This is a genomic window from Nitrospinota bacterium (assembly GCA_016208975.1).
Taxonomy (GTDB): domain Bacteria; phylum Nitrospinota_A; class UBA7883; order UBA7883; family JACRLM01; genus JACQXA01.
In genome coordinates this window covers 1,929,249-1,952,097 of record JACQXA010000004.1, presented here as the reverse complement: position 1 = coordinate 1,952,097, position 22,849 = coordinate 1,929,249, and the positions used below count along the sequence as shown (strand labels likewise).

Here is a 22,849-nt window from a genome sequence, read left to right as displayed (position 1 = left end):
GTCCACTTTTTCAAGAAGGGGTATATTAAATCATGGCCGGGGAGGGTTCAATGGCGTGGGAGGCCGCCGTAAGGCTATCGTTTTTCTTCGGGGTTTTCGGGGCGGTGGCCATGTGGGAGCTTGCGGCGCCCAGGAGAGCGCTGACAACACCCAAGGCGGCCCGGTGGCTTTCGAACCTGGGGCTGGTGGCGTTGAACACCCTCCTGCTCAGGCTTATCTTCCCGGCGGCTGCGGTGGGGCTGGCCTTCACCGTTCAAGACAGGGCATGGGGCCTGTTAAACAACGTTGACCTCCCCTTCTGGATTGAAACCCTGGGCGCCGTGGTCTTTCTGGACATGGCCATATATTTTCAGCATGTTCTGTTCCACGCGGCTCCATCCCTTTGGCGTCTGCACCGGATGCATCACGCCGACCTGGATTATGACGTTACCACCGGCGCTCGGTTCCACCCGATAGAGATAATCTTGTCCATGCTAATAAAATTCGGTGTGGTGACGGCCATCGGCGCAAGCCCGGGATCGGTGCTGATATTCGAGGTTTTGCTCAACGCCACCGCCATGTTCAACCATGGCAACATCCGCATCCCGGAAAGGGTGGACGCTGTTTTGCGTCTTTTCGTGGTGACCCCGGACATGCACAGGGTCCATCATTCGGTGGAGCCCCGGGAGGCCAACAGCAATTTCGGTTTCAACCTGCCCTGGTGGGACAGGCTTTTCGGCACATACCTCCCCCAGCCCGCCAAGGGGCACCTGGGGATGGTTATAGGAATAAAAGAGTTCCGCGGCCCGAGAGATAACCGGCTGGACAGGATGCTCATCCAGCCATTCGTCTCACCCGGAAGCGGTTACGCCATCAACAGATAGTTTTGGATTGAGGCGATTTTGAACAGGAATTTTATCAGGACCTTGGTCGCCGCCATGGTGATCGTGGCTATCGTCGTGGCGATTTTGAACCGGGAATCGCTGGATCCGGGCCAGCTTGCGCCCTTGCTGGAAGAAGCTGGCATTTGGGGGCCTGTGATTTTCGTGGCGCTCTACGCCGCGATGACCCCGCTAATGATCCCCGGATCGGCCCTCACCATCATGGGCGGAGCGCTTTTCGGCCCGGTGTGGGGCACGATTCTAAACCTCACAGGGGCCACGCTGGGCGCCACGCTGGCCTTCATTGTTTCAAGGTTCGTGGCGGGCGAATGGGTACAACGCCGGTTGGGATCCGGCGTGTTGAAAAGGATGTACGACGGCGTGGAGGTGGAAGGATGGTGGTTTGTGGCCTTCATACGGCTTGTGCCGGTATTCCCCTTCAATGTGATGAACTACGCCCTGGGCCTTACAAAGATAGGCCTGGCGCAATACGTTATAGCCTCCTTTGTCTTCATGGCGCCCGCAAGCTTCGCCTACACCTATTTAGGCTACGCGGGTAATGAAGCGCTGGCCGGAGGGGAAGGGGCCGTCCGGCACGGCCTAGTGGCGGCGGCGCTGGTGGCGGCCATGTTCGTTCTACCAAGGCTGGTGAAAAGGGCCCGGGAGGCGAAGCTATTCACCCCGGCGCAAGAGCTGAAACGGATGATCGAGTCCGGCGGGAATCCTTACGTGGTGGATGTAAGGAGCGTAGCGGAATTTGTGGAGGGTCATCTGCCCGGCGCCGTGAACATCCCATTGCCGGAGCTGGAGACCAGGATTGGGGAGATAAAAAGCGGAGCCAGGGTCTATTTGATCTGCGGGACAGATCGCCGTTCCTCTTCCGCCAGGGAGCGGCTGATAAAAGAGGGGCTCGACGCTGTGGTGACGCAAGGGGGGGTGACCTTTTGGAAAAAACAGGGATGGCCCCTGGAAAAATAACATGGGAGGACTGATATTTATGGAATCCAAATCTTTGCTGGTGGTAATTAGTAGCGCTCCATACGCAGGATCCGACGCGGCGTGGAACGCCATAAGGCTCGCGGAGACGGCCTTGAAAAACGGCTCGGTGACGAGGGTATTCCTCATCAACGAGGCGGTTGACGCGGGGAGGGATGCTTTAACCCCTCCAGACGGCGCTTTCGATCTGTGCGACATGCTAGTGGATCTGGCCGCGAAAGGGGCGGAAATAAAATACTGCAAGACCTGCATAGACCGGTGCGGCGTTGGGGAGGGCGAAATGGCCTCATCGTTAAAAGTGGGTTCAATGGGCGAGTTGAACCGGTGGATCATGGACAGTGACCGGGTGGTAACTTTTTAAATTGGTGGAGGGGAAACCGTCATGGCTGGCAAGGAAATCCTTATTCTCGGCTCCTCATTCGGGGGCTATCACGCCGCCACCCGGCTGGCCAAAATACTGGGAGGCCGCCATTCCATAACGGTGGTCTCCAAAGATGACCATTTCACCTTTACCCCGTCACTACCCTGGGTGGCCATGGGCTGGCGCGACGCCACCCGCATTCAAATACCCCTGCCGGGGCTTTTCGCGCGGAAGGGGGTGGGTTTTTCCCAGGACACCATAGTTCGGCTGGAGCCGGAAAACAGGATAGCCAAGGGGATTAAGGGTGACTACCGTTACGATTACCTGCTTATCGCCACAGGGTCGGAACTGGATTTCGGAGTCGCGCCGGGCATGGGGCCGGAGGGGGGGAACAGTTACTCTATTTTCTCGGTTGACCAGGCGTTGCAGGCGGGAAGCGCCCTGGAGGCGGCCATCGCAAAAGGCTCGGGCTCGCTGGTTTTCGGCAACGCCCAAGGCGCCTCGTGCCTCGGCCCAGCCTACGAAATGGCCATGCTCACGGACACCCTGTTGCGGCGCAAAGGCATAAGGAGCCGGTTCAACATATCTTTCTTCACCAACGAGCCGTTCCTGGGCCATTTTGGCGTGGGCGGATTTGGCGGCCTTACACGGGCGCTGGAGGATGAATTCGCGGACAGGGAGATTTCCTGGAAATCCAATGTTTCATTGTCCAAGGTAACCGAGGAGACGGTTGATCTTTCCGATGGCCCACAGTTCGGGAACGATTTCTCGCTAATCATCCCGCCGTTCTTCGGGAGCCACGCCTATATGGGGGTGGAAGGGTTGGCCAATCCGCGGGGATTCGTTCTGGCCAATAACGACCTTTCGAACCCTAAATACCCGGAGATATACTCCGCCGGGGTGGCGCTGGCCATCCCGCCATTGAAAACACCGGTGCCTACCGGCGTCCCGAAAACAGGCCAGATGACCGAGCGGATGGCGCGTGTGGCGGCGGACAATATTGTGGCGGACATAACTGGCGCTCTGAAAAAGGATGGCAAGAATTTTTCCGTGACATGCGTGGCCGACGCGGGCGACAAGGCCTTTTTTATCGCCGCAGACCCGCTATTGGCGCCAAGGAACAGGCTGGTTTATAAAAAGGGCAGGATATTCCATTTGATGAAGCTGGTGTTCGAACGCTATTACGTGCAGTCCATCCGCATGGGCCTTCCGGTATTGGATGTGGGTGTGTAACCGTCGCATCTCCCATTGCCCCCTTGCCCGGGGCCGTTGATTGTGGTACAAACGGCTAAATAGTATTGAAAAAACCGGGGAAACATAATGGACGACGGATTGAGGGAAGACCACGAATTCGACGAGGTGGACCATAATCTTGACGATTTCGCCGGGGAGTTTAAGTCGCAGGAAAAATCCAAGACCAAAAGGTTGCTGTTGGCTGTGGCTGGCGTAGCCTTGGGTGTTGGCGCGGTACTGGTAGCGACCGGGATGCTGGACGGCGAACAAGCCGCGGTAAAACCGGCTCCGCAGAAACTGGAAGCAAAAGCCGAGCAGGCGCCGCAACTGGAAGAATCCGAAGCCCAGATGGCCGTCCTGCAAAAACAGAATTTGATAGACGCCGATGACAAGGCGCCCGGCGCCGTGGATGAAAAAGACATCCAGCTTCCCGCCACCAACCCCATGGAAGGATTTGCCGTGCAGGTGGCAGGCGCTTCCGACGTGGCTTGGGCCCTGGCGTTGAAAGACGACCTTTCCGCCAAAGGTTTCAACTCGTGGATATCCATCGGCAAACTTGAAGGCAAGATTTACTCCGTGGAGACTGGCGATTTTAAGACCGGCAAGGAGGCCGAACAGGCCAAGGCGGCGCTGGAAAAAGCCGGGTTCGAGCCTAAAATCACAAAACAGGGAAATGAAGGGCTTATTATCACCGCCGGGGTGTTCACCAGCCAATCCGCCGCCAGCGATATTGCCGCCAGGCTTAAAGGGGCAGGGTTCGACCCCAGAACAATTCAGCGTGACGGCGGGGCGGATATTTATATAGTCCGCGTGGGCCGTTACGAAAGCCGGGAGGAAGCCTCCAAGGCCGCTGAAAAGCTTAAAACTTCCGGCCACGCACCCATAGGCATTGTGGAATAATCCTCCCGCAACCTAGCCAGGAAGGGTCTATATGCGCATATCAATCGCCCTGATGGTTTCCCTGTCGTTCGCTTCACCAACCCCCGCGTTGTCATCGGAAATCCGGGTGGAGGGGAAGGTGGATTCGGTGTCTATCTACCGGGACAGGGCATCTGTTAAAAGGGTGGCGGATGTGGAAACAACCGTTGGCGCCCATACCATTGTTTTCGAGAACCTCCCATCCGGGCTTTACGATTCATCGGTCCGGGTTTCGGCCAGAACCGGCGCTACCGTTATCATTAAAGGGGCGCGGGTATCCTCCGTTGAGCTTTCCGAATCCGCGAATCCGGAAGAAGCGGCATTAACCGGGAAGATCGAAAAACTCAACCGCGAGATAAAAAAACTGGATTACAAAATCACCGCCCGCAAGGAGCAGTTGAAGTTCGTTGAAAAGATTGCCGGGTCGGACGGCAAAAAAGCATCCTCCTCCCCGCCGCTATACCGCCCCACCGTGGCCGATCTAAACAAGCTGTTGGACATGATCTACGGCAGAAGCGTGGAAGCGGGCGCCGGGGTGTTAGACGCCCAAACCGAGCAGGAATCCATGAAAAAGGAGTTGGACAGGCTAACCCGGGAACTTAACAAGCTGAAGAGCCAGTCGAGGAAAAGCCTGAAATCGGTGGCGGTGGATTTTGTTTCCGCCGGCCCGGCAAAGGGCGTTTTCACTTTGGAATACACCACGCCTGGCGCCTATTGGGAACCGGTTTACACCGCGCGAACCGAGGACAGCGATGATGTGCGGGTGGGCTATTCGGCCATGATCCATCAGCGCACCGGGGAAGACTGGGGCAACGTAAAAGTGGCCCTCTCCACCGCTAACCCGCTGTTGAGTCCCTCGCTACCGGACATCGAGCCCTGGATTATTGGAGCATACTCTCCGATGAGGGAGCAGAAAACGAAAAAGGGTGATATGGCGTTGATGGCGCCCCAATCCATGGCCGCGCCCGCTCCCGCCAAAGAGGAAGAAGCCAGAACGGACACGGCGGAAGTGGCGTCTTCCGGGGCTTACGCTTTTTTCCAGGCTCCGGGCAGGCACACCATAAAATCAGGGGCGGATAAAACCCGCATCCCCGTGGTGGAGCTTACCTTCAAGCCCGAGACCACATACGTGACGATACCGAAGATTTCCCCCTATATTTACATGCGGTCAAAGTTCGTGAATAACAGCGATTACCCGCTACTGGCCGGGGAGGCGCAGACCTTTGTGGGTGACAGCCTGACGGGCGCATCCCAGCTGAAACCGGCCGCCCCGGGTCAGGAGGTGAAGCTGGATTTCGGGGCCGACGAGGGGATGAAGGTGGAGCGCAAGCTTATAAAGAAAGAGCGGGCGGACAAGGGAATCGTGCAAAAGCGGATATCAGTCCATTACGTTTACGAGATAAAGCTGGAGAATTTCAAGAAGACCGAACGGGTCGTGGAGTTAAAGGACCAGCTTCCCCTGCCCCAAAACGAGGAGGTGAGGGTGGAGGATGTGGTGGCGGAACCCAAATTCGACAAACGGGATGAGCGCAACATCCTTACATGGGACGTAACATTAAAACCCGGGGAGAAGAAAAAATTCCGGCTGGAATTTACCGTATCAAGCCCGGAGGATTTTTATTTATACGGGCTCGACTAATTAGCTGATTTCACCGCGCAGGTTGTTCGATCAGTTCTGTCACTTTCACTATCTCCACCCCGCTGTCTTTGATGGCGGATATGCCAGCGGGCAACGCCTCCAGCGTTTCAGGGTATGGGTGGCCGATGCCGATGGCGTAACCCCGTTTCCGGGCAATTTTGCCAAGCTTTTCCAGTTGGGCCGTTATCTTCTCCATATCCTTCTCGTTATCCAGAAAAACATCCCGCCGGACAGCGGGCAGGCCCATGGAAACGGCTGTTTCATAAGCTTGCGATTGGGGGCTTGTAAGGCTGTCCACGAAGAACATTTTGCGCGCCTTTATCTCTTTTAAGGCCACGGCCATTTTCGCGCCGTCTTCCGTGAACCGCGAGCCCATGTGGTTATTCACCCCAGTGGCGCCGGGAACCGAATCCAGATCGCCCGCTACGATGGAGCCTATCTCCGCATCCCCTTGCTTTATGTATAACGCCCCTTTTCCCGGTGGAACATCATCACCTTTGGGCTCCATGGGCAGATGAAGTAATACAACCATTCCCGCCCGGGTGGCTTTAACCGCCACGTCTTTTGAATGGGGGAGGTATGGCAGGACCGCGAAGTTTATGGGCGCGTCCAGCGCAAGGAGTTTTTCCGCAACGGCGGTGTCCGCCCCCAGGTCGTCCATGATTATGGCTATTCTTGGTTTCGGAGGGGGTGATGGAATGAACAGTTTTGACGGTGGCGCAAGGCTTGCCTCGGGTCGCCCTTCACCATATTCCCCATATTCTTTTACGGATTTTCCGGCGCCGGACTTTTTAACAGGCTTGTCGCCCACCAGCGCGCCGGAAGCCAGAAGCCATACGGCTATGGCCAATATGCCGATGGCGAAACCAAGGATGATTTCCACCATATACCGGCGGAGCGGGTTTTTGGGGCCCTTTCGCCCGCCGCCTCCGGCAGGTTTGGATTTCTTTTTACCGCCGCGGGTCGCCACGGAATTTTATTCCAGGCGCCTGCGGCCCATCGCACCCGCCCAGTATAAAATCACTTGGCGGCGCCCTGCCTCTTCTGCATGTCGCCGATTATCTCCCAGCTTTTCAGCACCGCAATGCCGCGCTGGAGCTGGACATCCTTCTCAATGTCCACCAGCGGACGTTTCCCGTTGCTATCCTTGGAAAGCTTCGTCTTGTCGGCGGGCTCCTTGACGTCTTTTATCTTCTTTTCCTTTTCGAGCTTGTCGGAGTCCAAGGAGTTTTGCAGATCCCTCTCTCTCAAATGGGAGGGCTTTTTCTCCTTGGCCTTCTGCTCCGCCTCGGCCTTTTCCTCATCGGGCTGTTCCACCACGATGTCCGGCGTTATTCCCACTCCCTGTATCTGCCTGCCGGACGGGGTGTAGTACCGGGCCGTGGTCAGCCTAAGCCCCGCGTCCCCTTTTAACGGAATGATAGTCTGCACCGAGCCTTTTCCAAAAGTCTGGGTGCCCACCACTATGGCCCGCTTCAAATCCTGCAGGGCGCCAGCCACGATTTCCGACGCCGAGGCCGAGCCGTTGTTTACCAGCGCCACCATCGGGTAAGTGTCTTTATCCACGGTTTTCTGGGCGGTGAACCTCATGTTCTGGTTCGGCATTCGCCCCTTGGTGTAAACGATAAGCTCCCCCTTTTTCAGGAACTGCTCCGACACTTCCACCGCCTGGTTCAAAAGCCCGCCCGGATCGTTGCGCAGGTCCAGCACAAGCCCTTTCATTCCCTGGTTTTTCAATTCCTCCAGGGACCGGGCCGTTTCTTCCCCGGTGTCCTTGGAGAAACTGCGTATCCTTATGTAGCCCCACTTGTCGGGCAACATCTGGCTCTTGACGCTGGCCACCTTTATGATGTCGCGGACGATGTTAAAATCCTTCGGTTCGTCGAACCCGTCGCGCATTATGGTTATCACCACCGTGGAGCCCTTCTTGCCACGCATCTTGCGGACGGCTTCCATAAGGGTCATCTCGTGGGTCGGAGCGCCGTTCACTTTCACTATCCTGTCGCCCGGCTTCACGCCTGCGCGCCAGGCGGGGGTTTCCTCCATGGGCGCAACCACCATAAGCTGGCCGTTGTCTATGGTGATCTCTATTCCTATGCCGCCGAACTCCCCTTCGGTCTCAACCTGCATTTCCTTGAAAACCTCGGGGGTCATGTAGCTGGAATGGGGATCCAGTGTGCGGAGCATGCCGTTTATGGCGCCCTCCACAAGCTTGGAGGATTTCACCTCCTCCACATAATTGGTTTCCACCAGGCTTAAAACGTCGGCGAAAATCTCCAGCTCGTCATAGGTGTTCACCACCGCCAGGACCGAGTCGGACTTGACCACGCCAAGCCCCACCCCGATGATGAAAGCCAGCGTCATTGCCCACATCGAATAGCGGGAGAAGAAACCTTCCCTGCGGGGGGCTCCCCCGGAGGTTTTAACGTCGTCGATTTTCGTTTCCGGCATTTTGCCCAATCAATCCTTTTTATTCTGTTGAACCGGGCCGGTCTTGAGGGCCATGGCCCTCCGGGCCGCTTCCGCCACGGCCGGCGCGTTCATTCCGTAATAGTCCATTAGCTCCTCGGGCTTGCCCGACGAGCCGAATCTCCCTTTCATGCCCACCCGGATAACCGGCACAGGCTCGTTCTCGCAAACAACCTCCATAACCGCCGAGCCCAACCCGCCGGTAATGGAATGCTCCTCCGCCGTCACGATGGCGCCGGTGGTGGAGGCCATTTGAATCACAAGGTCCTCGTCCAGCGGTTTTATGGTGGGCATGTTCACCACCGCCGCGGAGATACCCTCCTCGGCCAGTTCCTCCGCCGCCTCCAGCGCCTTGCTCACCAAATAGCCGCAGGCGATGATGGCCACGTCGGAGCCATGGCGCAATATCACGCCCTTGCCGATGTTGAACTTGTAATCGGCGTCGAATATCACTGGGAACTTCTCCCGGGCCACGCGCACGTAAACGGGGCCATAAGTGTCCGCTATTCTGCGCATCACCGCCGCGGTCTCCACGGCGTCGCACGGCACTATCACCGTCATGTTGGGAAGCACCCGCATAAGCGTAAGGTCTTCCAGCGCCTGGTGGCTGGGGCCGTCTTCCCCCACGGTGATGCCGCCATGGGTGGCCACTATCTTCACGTTGAGGTTGGACAGGCATACCGACTGGCGCACCTGCTCCCACGCCCGCCCGGAGGCGAAAATTGCGAAGCTTGAGGCGAAGGGTATCTTGCCCGCCGCCGCCAGCCCCGCCGCCGTGGATATCATGTCCTGCTCGGCCACGCCCATGTTAAAGAACCTGTCCGGGAACTTTGCGGCGAACACGGATGTGCGGGTTGAGCCCGAAAGGTCCGCGTCCAGCGCAACTATGTTCCTGTTTTGCGCCCCAAGCTCCGCCAGCGTGGCGCCATAAGCGTCCCTGAGGGATTTTTTCTCGCGGTTTTTCATTTCAATTCCTAATAATCCGGCGTGTCAAACGGCGGCAAGCTCGGCCATGGCCTTTTCCAACTCATCGGCGGAAGGGGTTGTGCCATGGAAAGAAACCTTGTTCTCCATAAAGGAAACTCCCTTCCCCTTGACTGTATGCGCCCAGATGAGCGCGGGCTTTCCTTTTACCGCCACTGCCCTATCCACGGCGTCCATGATCGACTCCATGTTGTGGCCGTCTATCTCTATGACTTCCCACCCGAAGGCGCGCCATTTGTCGCCAATGGGCTCGATGTTCATCACGTCGGACACCTTGCCGTCTATCTGAAGGCCGTTGTTGTCCACGATACCCACCACGTTGTCCAGCTTGTAATGGGCGGCGGTCATGGCCGCCTCCCATATCTGGCCTTCCTGGCTCTCCCCGTCCCCCATCATGCAGAACACCGTGCCCTTCTTGCCGTCCAGCCTGTAGCCCAGCGCGATGCCGTTTGCCAGGGAAAGCCCCTGCCCCAGCGAGCCGGTGGACACCTCCACACCGGGCGTGGAGGGGGAGTAAGGATGGCCGGAAAGGATGGCGTTAAGTTTCCGGAGCGAATCCAGGTGGGACCTGTCGAAATAACCACACCGGGCCAGCGCCACATACAGCGCCGGGGCGGCGTGCCCCTTGCTCAGCACGAACACGTCCCTGTCGGCGTCCTTGCCGAAATGGGGGCTGTGGTTCATCTTGGAAAAATAAAGCGCCGTAATAATGTCTATACATGAGAGTGATCCGCCAGTATGGCCGGATCCGGAGCGGGCCAGCATCCTGAGGATATCAACCCTAAGTTCCCTGGCTATGTCCGTAAGCTCTTTAGAGTCCTGCGTGAACTTCATTCTAAAATTTCCGGCAAAAAGAAAAACGCCGCCAGCGCCGCATGTTCATGGCCACCCGCAAAACCCACCCGCTATTTCACCTCTTTTGGGGGAAGAAAAAGCCCGGCAAGAAGCGGCTGGAAAACAAGGCTTAAAACAGCAATTGCGCCAGTCCCGGCATAAAATAATCCTTAAAGGAAAATTTAACATTATTCAACACGGCGTAAAAGAAAAATCTTCGTTTGGCGCGCCTTTACAGCCTCGAATAACCGCTACGGTAAAACTGGCGCAATCCAGGCCGGCGAAACGGACTTTTGGGTATTGACTTCACCGTTCGATATGGCTAGCATCGTTCCTTGCCTGTGGGTGGCGGGCAGGGGTGGTGTTAGTTATACAAAAATCCTTTTGTGGCCGGTTGAATTTTCCCCCGTTATGGAAGAGAACAAAATGACTTGCGATAACGGCTCTCTGACGCCGGTCTGCTTCGAAACGGCCCTCAGGACAGACCTGAAGAAATTCATAAAAAAGCTGAACCACATGGAGAACGGTTGCAACCTGCACTCCATGATAGTCAACATTGTGGAGCGCTCCCTTCTGGAAATCACGCTGGAGGAAACCGGCGGAAACCAAACGGAAGCGGCGCGGGTGCTTGGATTGAACCGGAACACTCTGCGAAGAAAGATAGACGATCTCAAAATAAAACCCGCCCGGAACGGCAAAGGGCGCAAATAAGCCCTATTCGATCTTTATCACCGGCGGGACGCTGGCGCTGGAGCCTTTGAAATTCTTACCGGCCCAAATCGTAAACCGCCGGGTCTCTTCCCCGCCGCGCATAACCGGTATCTCGGCCAGTTTCTCCACGGAATCGAACAGGTAAAGCTTGTCCGGGGTCTCTTCGAACCTCAAATCGGTCACTATCACGGCCGGGCGGCCCCGCAGTTCACTTTCCCTGTCCCAAAAGTCGAACTGGTCGGTTTTCTCGTTTATGCAGGCCACCGGGATTTTGTCATGGGTGGCGAACATCAACTGTGAGCAAAGCACCCAATGATGCGCCAGGGCGAAGGGCTTTTGGCCGCCAACCGAGAGTTTTTCGAACGCTTTTTCTATCTCGGGTCCGGCCTTGTCCCACCCTATCAGTTCGTTAACAATGTCATACTTGGGTTTAATGGGAAGGATTGGGTGGAACACGTGGATGTAAAACAGCGCGAACACCATACCGGCCATGGCCGTAGCCACGCCGAAATAGGCCGCCAGGCGCTTTCCGGTTTTGCCATCGCGCCTGTCCCAGGCCTCCACCCCCAGCGAGGCCATCATAATTGCGGCGGGCAGATAGCCGAAAGCGGGCCAGTGAGGCTCCGCCTCGTTGGTCCACGCGGTCACCACGTAGAAAAAGACCAGCGTGGGAACGGAGAACGCCGAAAGCAGGGCGTAACGGTTATCACCGGCCAGGGCTTTTTTAAACCCGGCGTATGCGCTCCAAAGCAGGGCGATGAGGTATAGCGGGGTTACATAAAGCATCTGCCCCCCGATGAGACGCCCCACGTTATCCCATGAGAATGAAGGCCCATGATGGCGCTCCACCAGGTGGAACTTGAAGCTGGGCCATTCGTTTGTATAGTTCCAGATTATCACCGGCGAAAACACCAGCAGGGCCACCACCCCCATAAGGTAAGGCTCGGGCCGCTTGTACCAATGACGGTATCCTGGAACCATCGCCACAAGAAGCATCGCCGACGGCAACAGCAGGATAGCGAAATATTTCCCCAACAGCCCAACCCCCATCACCACGCCCAGGGCCAGCCACATCCAGCCCGGGCCGTTTTTCGCCAGAAGGTCATGGATGATAAGGATAAACAAAAGGTAACAGGCCGCCGATGGTATGTCCGGCACCATCTGCAACGCCCCGATACCGAACATGGGTATAAGGTTGAACGTGAGGATGGAGATGAAAGCCACCCGCCCGTCGTTGAACAGCCTCATCGAGAGCCGGTAGAAAACCCATCCGATGAATATGAACAGGAACACCGATGGCAGCCGGGTGAAGAAAACGCTATCCCCGCCTATTGATGTGGACAGATGTATAAGCCAAGCCACCATGGGGGGATGGTCGTAATAACTCAACGCCGGGTGGTGGGCCCAGGCCCAGTAATAGCTCTCCGAGTCCCCCAGGCCAGTAAGCCCCATCATGACAAGCCGGAACAGGGCGAACCCGGCCACTAGGAGCGCGCAATACCAGGCGAGTTTCCGTTCGCCGCCCGCCCCGGTCATACCGCCAGGAACGTGATGTTCGCCCGGCGGCATATTTCGGCCATGCCCGGCGCGTCCACCACCAATGTTTTCCCCGCTTCAATGCAAAGCGCCGATGCGCCGAACAGTTCCATTACCTCCACGGTCTTAGGCCCCACCGTGGGAATGTCGAACCTGTCATCCTGGGCTGGTTTGCTAACCTTGCACACAACCCCTCCCGGCCCGCATATCCGGCAACCCCGTTCAATGGCCTCGTCGGTCCCTTCAATGGCCTCTACCGCCACCACGGCGCCGTCCTTCACCACCACCGTCTGGCCGATGTCCAGCCCGGCGACTCCCTTGGCCATGCGCATGCCGAACTCCATGTCATTCCTCTCCCGCCCGTCCGGCTCCCGGGGCGCCAGCAAACCGGCGGGGGGCATGTGGTCTTTCAGGAACATGGCCTGGCTCACCACGGTAAAACCCTCTTTGTTAAGCTCACCGACCACGGCGTTCATCACAGCGTCGTCGTTCTTCAAGTCCAGGTTTTTTAGGATGGAAAGGGCCCGCAGGTCAAACTTCGGGTTTTTGTAAAGAACGCGTTTATCTATTTTACCCAGAAGGGTTATTTCTTCGACCCCCGCTTTTTTGAAAGTGTTTATCACTTTCCCTGCCTGCCCCAGCCCAAGATGGGCCAGGTTGGGGGCGATTTCCGCCAGACCAGAGGCTTCTTCCTCCCCGAAAACCACCACGGCCACGCCGCGCCCGCGCGATTGGGCCTCACGGATGAAGATTCGGGGTAACGATCCCTTCCCGGCGATGAGGCCGAGAGGTTTATCCGGGGCCATTACACCCCGGCGTGGATGGCCCGTCCTACGGGCCTTATTTTATCGAGCACCATGAAGGCAACCCTCAGCGACTTAAGCTCGTTCTCCACTGATATGCGGCGATCCGCCCCGTTGGCGGCGCAATCGATAAGATGTTTGAGCTCCAGCTTGAGCGGGTTGTCCCGGTGGACAAAAATGCGCTCTATCAACGACTCCTGCGCGTATCGCAGTTCCTGTCTTGAAATCTGGTGCTGGGTGGACACGCGCCGGTGGACAAGGATGTCCTGCGTGGTGTAGTCCAGCACTATGTATTCTTTTTCCTGGGTTATGGCCATGGTGCGGATCTTCTCCTGTGTGGCCCTGGAAGCAAGGATATTGGCCACACAACCGTTCTCGAACCGTATCTGGGCGTTCACCACGTCTTCCTTGTCGGTAAACACCGAAACGCTCATGGCGTTTATCTCAACAACAGGCGAATCCACCAGGTTCAATATGATGTCTATGTCGTGGATCATAAGGTCCAGCACCACGCCATCGTCTTTCACCCGAGGGTCGAAAGGCCCCATTCTCCTGCTTTCTATGAGGATGGGGTTTGTGGCCACTTTTTTGAGTTCCTGGACAGCGCCGTTGAAACGCTCCACATGCCCCACGTGAAGGGTTACCCCCTTGCGTTCGGCGATGTTGAAAAGCTCCTCGGCTTTGGAAACGTCGTCGCAAATGGGTTTTTCCACCAGGCAGTGGATGCCGGCTTCAAGACATTCCTTGGCTATCTCGTAATGGCGGGATGTGGGAACGGCTATGGAGACCACGTCCACCCGGCCAAAGAGGTCCCTGAAATCCTTGAAATAAGGCGCGCGGTATTTCTTGGCAACTTCGGCGCCCCGGTTCTCGTTGATGTCCACCACCCCGGCGAGGGTAACGCCTGTGAGCTCGGAGTAAACGCCCACATGGTACTGGCCCATCCTGCCGGAGCCTATGACACCGGCGTTTATATTGCTTGCGCTCATCACTAACCTGCGGATTAAAAGCGTATTATTATATATCACATACCGCCGGAACTGCGGGAAATCTCTTCCAGGAGGGCCATCCACTCGAAAAAGGGGCAACACCTTCAAGGCAGGGCCCCCAATTTGAAGGAGGTTTGCCAGCCCCCGTGCGGCTGGCAAACACTATAAAATCAAGGCCGTATTAAAAAACGCGCCTGCTATCCCTGAATCCAGCCCCGGTCCATGGCGAATATCATGCCGCCGGTGACAAGCGCCGCGGCCCATAGCATAAGATAGGCCGCCGCCGTGCCTTTATGGGCCAGCGACTTCCTGTTCATGGCGGTGATGGCCAGCAAGATCAACAGAGGCGGAATGGTGTAAATGATATTGAGGTGAAGGTCCAGAATCCATTCCGGCGCGCTCTGCCCCATACGGAAACCCATCCGGACAAGGACGAACACTATGGCCGCCGAGGCCCACGTGGCCACCCCGTGCCAGATGGCCACTTTCTTGTGTTTCTCGTGATCGCCTTTCATGGCAAGGACCAGCGCCCAGCCCAACAACCAGACGAGGATGGGAATATCCGCTTCCACTACATATAACAGCATAATAAAAACTCCTATGAATATTATTAAACGGCGGGCCTGTCTCTCTATCCTATCCGCCGCGTTTGTAGCCTTGCCGGGGGCCGGGTATAAACCTAGCTCTCCTTTTTCTTTCTTCCCAGTGTCTCGTCTATGGGATCCAAGACCTGCTCGTTGGAGTAAGATGGCCCGAACACCTGGGCGTACACGATGCCGCCGGGGGCCACTACCGTGACCCCTACGGTGTGCAGGAACGAGCCTTTTCCGTCGGGCTTGAATGTTATCCCAAGCTTGTCCGCCATGGCTTTCACCGTCTCCGGCTTGCCAGACAGGAATTTCCAGTTGTTGTAGTCGGGATTGAAGTTGCCCGAGAACTTGTGGAGATTGGCGGGAGTGTCCCGTTTTTCGTCGAATCCTATCGTAACTATCCTGAAATCCTTCCCCAGCCTTTCCGCGTTGTTCTTGGCTATTTTGGCAATGCTGGCGGTAATTGTCGGGCAGACCTCTCCGCAACTGGAGAAAATGAAGGAGACTATCATCGGCTTGTCATACCAGGAGGCTATATCGAACGCGGCCCCGTCCTGGTCTGTAAATACATAGGACTTGTCCATCTGGTGGCCAAGCGCGGCTTCCGCGATGTAAAACGGGGAGGTGGCCTCGTCCATCACCGGTACGGTCACGCCCTTGCCTGATGGCATCGGCACGAACCGGCGCACCCCTTCCCTCACGGCCAGGGAGACCGCCGTTAGAACCACGAACGCCATCAAGTAACGAACCAGCTTAGACCCCATTATTCCAAGACCCCTTTCATCAACGGTTAAAATCCGGGAAAACCAGCCCCCGGTTCTTTGTTTTCAAACGTTCGGCGGTGATAATGGCCGCCACTTCGGCCACGGCCTGGTCCAGATCGCCATTTATAACCGTGTAATCGAACGAGCCCATCTCGGCCACCTCGTCCATGGCGTTGCGGAGCCGAAGCTCCATCACTTCCGCCGGATCCGACCCGCGGCCCGCAAGCCGCCGCTTCAATTCCTCCAGTGAAGGCGGCATCAGGAAAATGGAGCAAAACTCCACCCCCCGGCGCGACAATGTCCTGGCGCCCTGCACGTCTATCACCAGTAAAAGGTCTTTTTTCTCCTTCAGCACCACGTCGTCTATGTTAGCGAAGGCGGTGCCGTAAAGGTTGCCATGAACCTCGGCCCATTCTATAAATTCGTCCCGCGCCACCATCCCCTCAAACTCTTTTTTAGTGACGAAATGGTAGTCCACCCCGTTTTTCTCGCCGGGCCGGATGGGCCGGGTGGTGTGGGATATGGAACGCTCCAGCCCTGGCACGGCCTTCAACAGCTTGTTGGCCACCGTGGTCTTCCCGGCGCCGGATGGGGCGCTGAGGACTATCAGCACCCCCTGTTTCTGGTCGGCATGCCCGGTCATTCCAGGTTCTGCGCCTGTTCGCGGATCTTCTCCATCTCGCCCTTGACCTCCACCACGATAAAAGTTATCTCGGTGGATACCGATTTGGAGCCGATGGTGTTTATCTCCCGGTTCATCTCCTGCAGGTAAAACTCCAGCTTCCGGCCCAGCGGCTCGGCAAGCCCGAAAAGCTCTTCCACCTGTTTTAAATGACTGGTCAGCCTTTCCAGCTCTTCGGATATGTCGTTCCTGTCCGCCAGCAAAGCCGCTTCCTGGGCCAGCCGGGACTCCTCCATCTCCGCGTCCTTCAAAAGCTTGGCCAGCCTGCCTCGCAGTTTTTCGTACCGTTCCGCCGCCGAGTTGACACTCTCGACGCTGACTTTGGCCAAAAGCTCCCTGATCCGGGAAAATCGGGCCCTCACATCGTTGACTGTGTTTTCGCCCTCGGTCTGGCGGGCTTTGTCCAGCTGGCCGAGCGCGTCAAGGATTGGAGCCTCCAACTCGCCCCATTTTTTCTCCAGTGAAAAATCCTCCGCCGCGGGCGCAAACAGGTCTTTCACCTGCACAAGGTCGCCGAATGCCGGTGGATAAGCCACTCCGTACCGTTTCGAAAGCTCCTCGGCGGCGCGAAGGTAGCCTGTAAGCAGTTCATCGTTAACCTTGACCGCGCCAGCGGACTGGCCATTTGGCGGGACGGAAATGATCACGTCGAAATACCCCCGGGCGAACCTCGCCTTCACCCACTGGCGGACGGACTCCTCCAAGGGGAACACCCGTGCCGGACTCTTAACGTTAACTTCCAGGAACCGGTGGTTCACCGAACGGGCCTCCACCACCACCCTTCTGCCGTCTATCTCAGTTTCAACCCGGCCATAACCGGTCATGGATCGCGCCATTGGCCTCCTAAAACGACGCCGACCCGTCGGGCAGATAGGCTATCATCTCGATTTCCACCAAGGCGCCCAACGGAAGGGCCGCCACCTGCACAGTGGTCCTTGCCGGCGGTGACGCCCTGAATATGGATCCGTAAAGCTCATTCACCACGGGAAAATGAGACAAGTCCACAAGGTAAATGGTGGTTTTCACCACCTCGTTGAGAGACGCCCCCGCCTCGGAGATCACCGCCTCCAAGTTGGCCAGGGCTTGCCGGGCCTGGGATTCAATATCAGTCCCCATAAGCTTGCCCGTGACAGGATCCAGCCCCAGCTGGCCTGCGGTATAAATCATGTCGCCGATTATTACCGCCTGCGAATACGCGCCCACTGGACGGGGGGCTTTAGTTGAATAAACTAATTTTTTTTCCATAGATGTATAACAAAGATTAGGCAATGATTATACAGCAACCCCCCGGCTTTAAAGAAAAATTAAGGATTACGGAAGCTGGCTTTTTTTTACCGGTTAAAGGGGTAGCCGCAGGCTTTTGCCCTCTCTACCGGCGGTTTCCGTCAGCCCCAGGTGCCGGTAGGCGGCGCCGGAAGCCACCCTGCCCCGAGGCGTCCGTTGGATGAGCCCCTCCTGAATAAGGAAAGGCTCGTAAACGTCCTCGATGGTGTCGGCGGACTCATGGATGGCCGACGCAAGGGTTTCTATCCCAACGGGGCCGCCGCCGAAAGTGTTCACAATGATGGAAAGAAGCCGCCGGTCCATCTTGTCCAGCCCCAGCTTGTCCACCTCCAGCATAGTTAGGGCCGCATCGGCGACATCTTTTGTTATGGAGCCTCCGGCTTTCACCTCGGCGTAATCCCTTACCCTGCGGAGCAAGCGGTTGGCTATCCGGGGCGTGCCCCGGCTCCGGGAGGCTATCTCCCCCGACCCTTCTTCGCCTAACTCTATGTTCAATAATTTCGCCGACCTTTTGAGGATGGTCATCAGCTCCTCACGGCTATAAAAATCCAGCCGGTGGCTTATACCGAACCTGTCCCGGAGGGGCGAGGCCAATAACCCTGCCCGGGTAGTGGCCCCCACCAAGGTGAACCTGGGGAGTGTCAAATTAATGGATCGCGCCGCTGGGCCCTGGCCTATCACGATGTCCACCCGGAAATCTTCCATGGCCGGGTACAACACCTCCTCCACGGCGGGATTCAACCGGTGAATCTCATCTATGAAAAGCAGGTCCCCTTCCTGAAGATTGGTGAGGATGGCCACCAGGTCGCCCGCCTTTTGCAAAATTGGGCCTGAGGTAACCCGCAATTGCGCCCCCATCTCGCGGGAAATTATGTTCGCCAGAGTGGTTTTTCCCAATCCCGGCGGGCCGTAGAAAATGCAGTGGTCCAACGGCTCGCCCCGGTTAAGGGCCGCCTTTATGAATATTTCCAGGCTTTCTTTTAAGGCTTTCTGCCCCACATATTCGCCCAGGCTTGATGGGCGCAGGGTCATGTCGAACCTGGTTTCCTCGGGGGATTCTGGAGCTGGATCGCTGATATGGTCTTGCCGCATGGGGGTTTATTATAGGCTAAAGGCCCGTACGCTCCCCCAAGAAAAATGAAACGGAGCCCTCCGGGAGGGTGGCTTGCCCGTGGGCAGGCCCCTTCCCGGGGAAAACCCCGTTACATCCCTATGAGCTTCAGGAATCTCCTGTAAGCGTCCTTCAAACTCAGCGACTCTTCAGATGGATACTGTCGCACCACCTCGGCGCGGTTTTGCGCGTTCACAACCTTTACCACCAGCTGGTGGTAATCGGACACGTCATAATCGTAAACCGTCCCGACAGGCGAATTAACCGCCAGGCCGGAAGGCTTTTTTTCGCCAAGCAAGTCCACCCTGTCGGCCACCAGGGGTTTTGGCCCCGCCGGAACCTTTCCGGCAGGCTTTGCCCCCAACTTGCCTCCAATATAACTATTGGCGGGCGATGCATGCGCTATCGAATCGAAGAGCGCCGTTGGTTTTAGTGATTTCAATAACATGCCAATCACCATCCTTTACGGGCGGTCAGCCCTTCATAATTACTTATCGGAAGGTTTTGGCGAGGCTTTATGGCGGCGGGCGGGGGGCTTACTCCAGGTAAACAGAATCCTCCCCTAAAAGCTCCTCCACCGACTGGATGAATTTCTCCGTAGGGTTCACCGTCACCCCCCCGGCGCGCAAAGTGACTTCCCCCTTGCCCGGCACGATGAACTGCAGTGTCACCGCGCATTTGCCCCGGTGCTTCTCGCACAGGCCCTTGAGCTCCCGCAGGGTCTCTTCCTCCAGCCCCGGCGACGACATGGTGACTTTCACGGAGTTGGTGAAATTGGCCTTGGCGGCGTCGAAGGTCAATATCTCCTGGGCGATTATCTTAACCCCTCCCTCGTCATCCACCTCGGCGGCGCCTTTTATGAACACCGGTTCGTCTTTGTCGAGAATGTCCAGACTCTTGGCGTACACATCGGGCCATACCGTCACATCCACAACGCCGTGCAGGTCTTCGAGGGTAAGGAAGGCCATGGTGTCCCCCTTCTTGGTGCTCTGGGTCCTTTTGGCAACCACCACCCCGCCTATACGCACTTCCGCTTTATGGGTGGCGTTCTCTATGGTGGAGGCGTTGAAGTTTGAGAGTATTTTCAGGTCGCGGGCCTTGGAGTTTAACGGATGGCCGGAGATATAGAACCCCAAGGCTTCCTTCTCGTAGGCCAGCCGCTCCTTCTCGGGCCATTCGGGCAGGTCTTTTACCTTCGAGATGGCCGGCTCTATCGCCTCGGCCGCCCCCATTCCTCCGAATATGGAGAACTGGCCCACCTCCCGGTCACGCAGTGTTTTTTGCGCCGCCGCCAGCGACTCCTCCAGCCCGCCCATCAAAGCGGCCCGGGTATTGCCCGTGGAATCGAACGCGCCGCACTTTATCAGCGCCTCCAGCGTCCGTTTGTTCACCGGCTGGGAGTCCACCGATTCGAGGAAACCCAACAACGTAGTGAACCTGCCTTCCTTCTCCCTGGCGGCTATCATGGCGTTCACCGCCGAGGCTCCAACCCCTTTCACGGCCGCGAGGCCGAACCGGATGCCCTCCGGCGTCACAGTAAAATCGCTCATGGACTCATTCACGTCCGGCGGAAGCACCCGGATGCCCATGTCCCGCAACTCCTGTATATAGCGGAGCACCTTGTCGGTGTTGTCCATTTCCGAGGTTATCAGGCTGGCCATGTATTCCGCAGGGAAATGGGCTTTCAAGTAGGCTGTCTGGTATGCCACCAGCGCGTAACAGGCGGAGTGGGACTTGTTGAACCCATACTCGCCGAATTTCTCTATCTGCCCCCACAGCGCCTCCGCCTTCTCCCGGTTGTATCCATTCCCGGCGGCGCCGTCTATGAACTTGTCCCGCAGGTTGGCCATAAGCCCCGCGTCCTTTTTGCCCATGGCTTTTCGCAGGGTGTCGGCCTGGGCCAGCGTAAAGCCGGAAAGGACGTTGGCGATTTTCATCACCTGTTCCTGGTAAACGATAACGCCGTAGGTCTCCTGCAGAATGGAGCCCAAAGCCGGGAAGGGTAGCTCCACTTTCTCATGCCCGTGTTTCCGGCGCACATACTGGTCGGCCATGCCGGAGTTTATGGGGCCTGGGCGGTACAGCGCCACCAGGGCGATGATGTCGAAGAAATCGGTGGGTTTCATCTTGCGGATCAGGTCCCGCATTCCCGAAGACTCCAGCTGGAACACGCCCAGGGTTTGGGCCGCGCCTAACAGCTGGAAGGTTTTCTTGTCTCCCAATGGGATGGTGTCCAGGTCGAAATCCGGGTCTTTCCCGGCCTTAATCTGTTTAACGGTGTTGCTCAACACCGTTAGGGTGCGCAGGCCCAGGAAATCCATTTTCAACAGGCCCAGCTTCTCGATGTCGGTCATCTGGAACTGGGTTGTCACATCGTCGCCGGACTTGAACTGGGGCATGAAGGTTGTGAGCGGCTCCGGGCTTATCACCACCCCGGCGGCGTGGGTTGATGCGTGCCGTGCGGTGCCTTCCAGCGTGCCTGAAAGCTGGAACAGGCGCGCCACCTGGGGGTTGGCGGCCACCATGTCAGCAAGCTTCTGTTCCTGCTTCAGCGCCTTGTCCAGCGTCATCTTCAGGTCGTTGGGGATGAGCTTGGCTATCTTGTCCACCTCGGCGTAAGGCATGCCCATCACCCGGCCCACATCGCGCACCACGGCCTTGGCCTTCATGGTGCCGAAGGTAATTATCTGCGACACGAAATCCTTGCCGCCGTACTTGTCCTTGACGTAATTTATGACCTCCTCGCGCCTGTCCATGCAAAAGTCTATGTCTATATCGGGCATGGATATGCGCTCCGGGTTAAGGAAGCGTTCGAATATGAGGTTGTACTCGATGGGATCCAGGTCGGTTATCCTCAGCGCGTAAGCCACCATGGAGCCCGCCGCCGAACCGCGCCCGGGCCCCACGGGTATCCCCCGTTCCCGGGCGAACCGTATGAAATCCCACGTTATAAGAAAATAGCCCGGAAACCCCATCTTGCCGATGGTCTGCAATTCCCACTGGAGCCGTTTTTTATATTCCGCCTGTTTTTCATCGCTGATGGGCCTGCCGGACCGGGCCGACTGGATAAACCGCAACTCCAGCCCGTGGGAGGCCACCTGCTCCAGGTATTCGTCTATGGTGGTGTCGCCGGGGATGGGAAACCGGGGCAGGTGATACTTGCCCGTATCGAAGGTGAAATTGCACTCCTCGGCTATGCGGATGGTGTTGGAGAGGGCCTCGGGCACGTCCCTGAAAAGGGCCTGCATCTCCTCGGGGGTTTTAACGTAAAACTGGTCTCCCTCATAACGGAGCCGGTTCTCGTCCGATATGTTCTTGCCGGTTCCTATGCACAACAGGGCGTCGTGGGCGGCGGAATCCTCCCGGTTGAGGTAATGGGCGTCGTTGGTTGCCACCAGCGGCAAGCCCATCTCTTTGGCAAGGGGTATCATGAGCCGGTTCACGTTGCGCTGGCTGGCCATGCCGTGATCCTGCAACTCCAGATAGAACCTGTCCGGGAAAACCTCTTTGTAAAAACCCGCGGCCTGCCTTGCCTGTTCGTGCGCTCCTGCGGCAAGGTTGCGCGCCACTTCGCCATACAGGCAGGCTGAAAGGGCTATGAGCCCGTCGGAGTTGGCCGCAAGAAGATCCTTGTCCACCCGGGGTTTGTGGTAGAACCCTTCCATGAATCCGGCGGTGACGAGCTTGCAAAGGTTCTGGTAGCCCTTCTTGTTCTGGGCCAGCAGAACCAGGTGATAATATCTCTCGGCGTAAGGATCCGCGGAGCCGGGCCCCTTTTCAAACCGGGAACCGGGGGCGATGTAAACCTCGCACCCTATGATGGGTTTCACCCCTTTTTTTATGGCGGCGTTGAAAAACTCCACCGCGCCGAACATCACCCCATGGTCGGTAACCGCCACGGCGGGCATGGCGCATTGGGTGACTTTATCCAGCAGGCTGTCGAACTGGATGGCGCCATCCAGAAGGCTGTATTGGCTGTGCAGATGCAGATGGACGAATTCGCTGTGTTTCATGGACATCTCCGGACGGTCAATCCCTTATGGCAGAACTGGGGCCGGGGCCTAAAGCAGGCAAGGCATGGCGCG

23 protein-coding genes are annotated in these 22,849 nt (G+C 57.2%); 8 read left to right on the top strand and 15 right to left on the bottom strand.

From position 1 onward, the window contains the following. Positions 1-50: 50 nt before the first annotated feature. The 6 genes from HY751_13090 to HY751_13065 all read left to right on the top strand — a co-directional run bounded on the left by HY751_13090 (position 51) and on the right by HY751_13065 (position 6,007). Positions 51-863 (top strand): sterol desaturase family protein, encoded by an 813-nt coding sequence (locus HY751_13090; protein MBI4667332.1) that lies wholly within the window; start codon positions 51-53, stop codon positions 861-863. An 18-nt stretch (positions 864-881) separates the two neighbouring features. Continuing rightward, positions 882-1,838 carry a VTT domain-containing protein gene (locus HY751_13085; protein MBI4667331.1) on the top strand — a complete coding sequence of 319 codons (957 nt, stop codon included), beginning with the start codon at positions 882-884 and terminating at the stop codon, positions 1,836-1,838. Between the two features lie 19 nt (positions 1,839-1,857). Further along, on the top strand, positions 1,858-2,217 hold the full coding sequence (locus HY751_13080; GenBank protein ID MBI4667330.1) for a DsrE family protein: 360 nt from the start codon (positions 1,858-1,860) through the stop codon (positions 2,215-2,217). Positions 2,218-2,238: 21 nt separating this feature from the next. Next, positions 2,239-3,450 carry an FAD-dependent oxidoreductase gene (locus HY751_13075; protein MBI4667329.1) on the top strand — a complete coding sequence of 404 codons (1,212 nt, stop codon included), beginning with the start codon at positions 2,239-2,241 and terminating at the stop codon, positions 3,448-3,450. Positions 3,451-3,537: 87 nt separating this feature from the next. Then, positions 3,538-4,350: an SPOR domain-containing protein gene (locus HY751_13070; protein ID MBI4667328.1), complete on the top strand. Its 813-nt coding sequence runs from the start codon at positions 3,538-3,540 to the stop codon at positions 4,348-4,350. A 31-nt stretch (positions 4,351-4,381) separates the two neighbouring features. Next, positions 4,382-6,007 carry a mucoidy inhibitor MuiA family protein gene (locus HY751_13065; GenBank protein ID MBI4667327.1) on the top strand — a complete coding sequence of 542 codons (1,626 nt, stop codon included), beginning with the start codon at positions 4,382-4,384 and terminating at the stop codon, positions 6,005-6,007. Between the two features lie 10 nt (positions 6,008-6,017). On the opposite strand, the gene HY751_13060 is transcribed toward HY751_13065, so the two are convergent. The 4 genes from HY751_13060 to HY751_13045 are packed head-to-tail and all read right to left on the bottom strand — an operon-like array spanning position 6,018 to position 10,294. After that, the gene (locus HY751_13060; protein MBI4667326.1) at positions 6,018-6,977 is read right to left on the bottom strand and encodes a divergent polysaccharide deacetylase family protein; all 960 of its coding nucleotides are present in this window, start codon (positions 6,975-6,977) and stop codon (positions 6,018-6,020) included. Between the two features lie 50 nt (positions 6,978-7,027). Then, positions 7,028-8,458 (bottom strand): PDZ domain-containing protein, encoded by a 1,431-nt coding sequence (locus tag HY751_13055; protein MBI4667325.1) that lies wholly within the window; start codon positions 8,456-8,458, stop codon positions 7,028-7,030. Between the two features lie 9 nt (positions 8,459-8,467). After that, complete coding sequence (locus HY751_13050; protein MBI4667324.1) at positions 8,468-9,442, bottom strand: transketolase family protein; 975 nt, start codon at positions 9,440-9,442, stop codon at positions 8,468-8,470. Positions 9,443-9,466: 24 nt separating this feature from the next. Continuing rightward, the gene (locus HY751_13045) at positions 9,467-10,294 is read right to left on the bottom strand and encodes a transketolase (GenBank protein MBI4667323.1); all 828 of its coding nucleotides are present in this window, start codon (positions 10,292-10,294) and stop codon (positions 9,467-9,469) included. Between HY751_13045 and HY751_13040 the strand changes: the two genes are divergently transcribed. Together HY751_13040 and HY751_13035 are read left to right on the top strand one after the other, a co-directional pair. Next, positions 10,284-10,598, top strand: coding sequence for a hypothetical protein (locus HY751_13040; protein ID MBI4667322.1), 315 nt, complete (start codon positions 10,284-10,286; stop codon positions 10,596-10,598). The two genes, HY751_13045 and HY751_13040, sit on opposite strands and share 11 nt — an antisense overlap. Before the next feature lie 14 nt (positions 10,599-10,612). After that, positions 10,613-11,005 carry a hypothetical protein gene (locus HY751_13035; GenBank protein ID MBI4667321.1) on the top strand — a complete coding sequence of 131 codons (393 nt, stop codon included), beginning with the start codon at positions 10,613-10,615 and terminating at the stop codon, positions 11,003-11,005. Positions 11,006-11,008: 3 nt separating this feature from the next. Here the strand turns inward: HY751_13035 and HY751_13030 are convergent, their stop codons facing one another. From HY751_13030 to dnaE, 11 genes are all read right to left on the bottom strand, one after another. Continuing rightward, complete coding sequence (locus tag HY751_13030; protein MBI4667320.1) at positions 11,009-12,541, bottom strand: glycosyltransferase family 39 protein; 1,533 nt, start codon at positions 12,539-12,541, stop codon at positions 11,009-11,011. Then, positions 12,538-13,347: a UDP-2,3-diacylglucosamine diphosphatase LpxI gene (gene lpxI / locus HY751_13025; protein MBI4667319.1), complete on the bottom strand. Its 810-nt coding sequence runs from the start codon at positions 13,345-13,347 to the stop codon at positions 12,538-12,540. Before lpxI ends, HY751_13030 begins: the two co-directional genes overlap by 4 nt. Beyond that, positions 13,347-14,333 (bottom strand): Gfo/Idh/MocA family oxidoreductase, encoded by a 987-nt coding sequence (locus tag HY751_13020; GenBank protein MBI4667318.1) that lies wholly within the window; start codon positions 14,331-14,333, stop codon positions 13,347-13,349. The genes lpxI and HY751_13020 overlap by 1 nt, the downstream gene beginning before the upstream one ends. A 197-nt stretch (positions 14,334-14,530) precedes the next feature. Then, on the bottom strand, positions 14,531-14,920 hold the full coding sequence (locus HY751_13015; GenBank protein MBI4667317.1) for a hypothetical protein: 390 nt from the start codon (positions 14,918-14,920) through the stop codon (positions 14,531-14,533). 92 nt (positions 14,921-15,012) lie between these two features. Beyond that, entirely contained in the window at positions 15,013-15,687 is a 675-nt protein-coding gene (locus HY751_13010; GenBank protein MBI4667316.1) for an SCO family protein, read from the bottom strand. Between the two features lie 19 nt (positions 15,688-15,706). Next, complete coding sequence (gmk, locus tag HY751_13005) at positions 15,707-16,330, bottom strand: guanylate kinase (protein ID MBI4667315.1); 624 nt, start codon at positions 16,328-16,330, stop codon at positions 15,707-15,709. After that, positions 16,327-17,205, bottom strand: coding sequence for a YicC family protein (locus HY751_13000; protein ID MBI4667314.1), 879 nt, complete (start codon positions 17,203-17,205; stop codon positions 16,327-16,329). The genes gmk and HY751_13000 overlap by 4 nt, the downstream gene beginning before the upstream one ends. A 7-nt stretch (positions 17,206-17,212) precedes the next feature. Further along, positions 17,213-17,614: a hypothetical protein gene (locus tag HY751_12995; protein MBI4667313.1), complete on the bottom strand. Its 402-nt coding sequence runs from the start codon at positions 17,612-17,614 to the stop codon at positions 17,213-17,215. A gap of 93 nt (positions 17,615-17,707) precedes the next feature. Next, a complete protein-coding gene (gene ruvB, locus HY751_12990) occupies positions 17,708-18,745 on the bottom strand; it encodes a Holliday junction branch migration DNA helicase RuvB (protein MBI4667312.1) in 1,038 nt (345 codons plus the stop codon). Between the two features lie 110 nt (positions 18,746-18,855). Continuing rightward, positions 18,856-19,128, bottom strand: coding sequence for a hypothetical protein (locus tag HY751_12985; GenBank protein MBI4667311.1), 273 nt, complete (start codon positions 19,126-19,128; stop codon positions 18,856-18,858). A 172-nt stretch (positions 19,129-19,300) separates the two neighbouring features. Continuing rightward, the gene (gene dnaE / locus HY751_12980) at positions 19,301-22,777 is read right to left on the bottom strand and encodes a DNA polymerase III subunit alpha (protein ID MBI4667310.1); all 3,477 of its coding nucleotides are present in this window, start codon (positions 22,775-22,777) and stop codon (positions 19,301-19,303) included. Between the last annotated feature and the right edge of the window lie 72 nt (positions 22,778-22,849).

Bases quoted from the DNA above. Each gene is read 5' to 3' on its own strand.
- HY751_13090 (MBI4667332.1), top strand. From the start codon at position 51: ATGGCGTGGGAGGCCGCCGTAAGGCTATCGTTTTTCTTCGGGGTTTTC.
- HY751_13080 (MBI4667330.1), top strand. From the start codon at position 1,858: ATGGAATCCAAATCTTTGCTGGTGGTAATTAGTAGCGCTCCATACGCA.
- HY751_13075 (MBI4667329.1), top strand. From the start codon at position 2,239: ATGGCTGGCAAGGAAATCCTTATTCTCGGCTCCTCATTCGGGGGCTAT.
- HY751_13070 (MBI4667328.1), top strand. From the start codon at position 3,538: ATGGACGACGGATTGAGGGAAGACCACGAATTCGACGAGGTGGACCAT.
- HY751_13065 (MBI4667327.1), top strand. From the start codon at position 4,382: ATGCGCATATCAATCGCCCTGATGGTTTCCCTGTCGTTCGCTTCACCA.
- HY751_13055 (MBI4667325.1), bottom strand. From the start codon at position 8,458: ATGCCGGAAACGAAAATCGACGACGTTAAAACCTCCGGGGGAGCCCCC.
- HY751_13050 (MBI4667324.1), bottom strand. From the start codon at position 9,442: ATGAAAAACCGCGAGAAAAAATCCCTCAGGGACGCTTATGGCGCCACG.
- HY751_13045 (MBI4667323.1), bottom strand. From the start codon at position 10,294: ATGAAGTTCACGCAGGACTCTAAAGAGCTTACGGACATAGCCAGGGAA.
- HY751_13035 (MBI4667321.1), top strand. From the start codon at position 10,613: ATGGCTAGCATCGTTCCTTGCCTGTGGGTGGCGGGCAGGGGTGGTGTT.
- HY751_13030 (MBI4667320.1), bottom strand. From the start codon at position 12,541: ATGACCGGGGCGGGCGGCGAACGGAAACTCGCCTGGTATTGCGCGCTC.
- lpxI (MBI4667319.1), bottom strand. From the start codon at position 13,347: ATGGCCCCGGATAAACCTCTCGGCCTCATCGCCGGGAAGGGATCGTTA.
- HY751_13020 (MBI4667318.1), bottom strand. From the start codon at position 14,333: ATGAGCGCAAGCAATATAAACGCCGGTGTCATAGGCTCCGGCAGGATG.
- HY751_13015 (MBI4667317.1), bottom strand. From the start codon at position 14,920: ATGCTGTTATATGTAGTGGAAGCGGATATTCCCATCCTCGTCTGGTTG.
- HY751_13010 (MBI4667316.1), bottom strand. From the start codon at position 15,687: ATGGGGTCTAAGCTGGTTCGTTACTTGATGGCGTTCGTGGTTCTAACG.
- gmk (MBI4667315.1), bottom strand. From the start codon at position 16,330: ATGACCGGGCATGCCGACCAGAAACAGGGGGTGCTGATAGTCCTCAGC.
- HY751_13000 (MBI4667314.1), bottom strand. From the start codon at position 17,205: ATGGCGCGATCCATGACCGGTTATGGCCGGGTTGAAACTGAGATAGAC.
- HY751_12995 (MBI4667313.1), bottom strand. From the start codon at position 17,614: ATGGAAAAAAAATTAGTTTATTCAACTAAAGCCCCCCGTCCAGTGGGC.
- ruvB (MBI4667312.1), bottom strand. From the start codon at position 18,745: ATGCGGCAAGACCATATCAGCGATCCAGCTCCAGAATCCCCCGAGGAA.
- dnaE (MBI4667310.1), bottom strand. From the start codon at position 22,777: ATGAAACACAGCGAATTCGTCCATCTGCATCTGCACAGCCAATACAGC.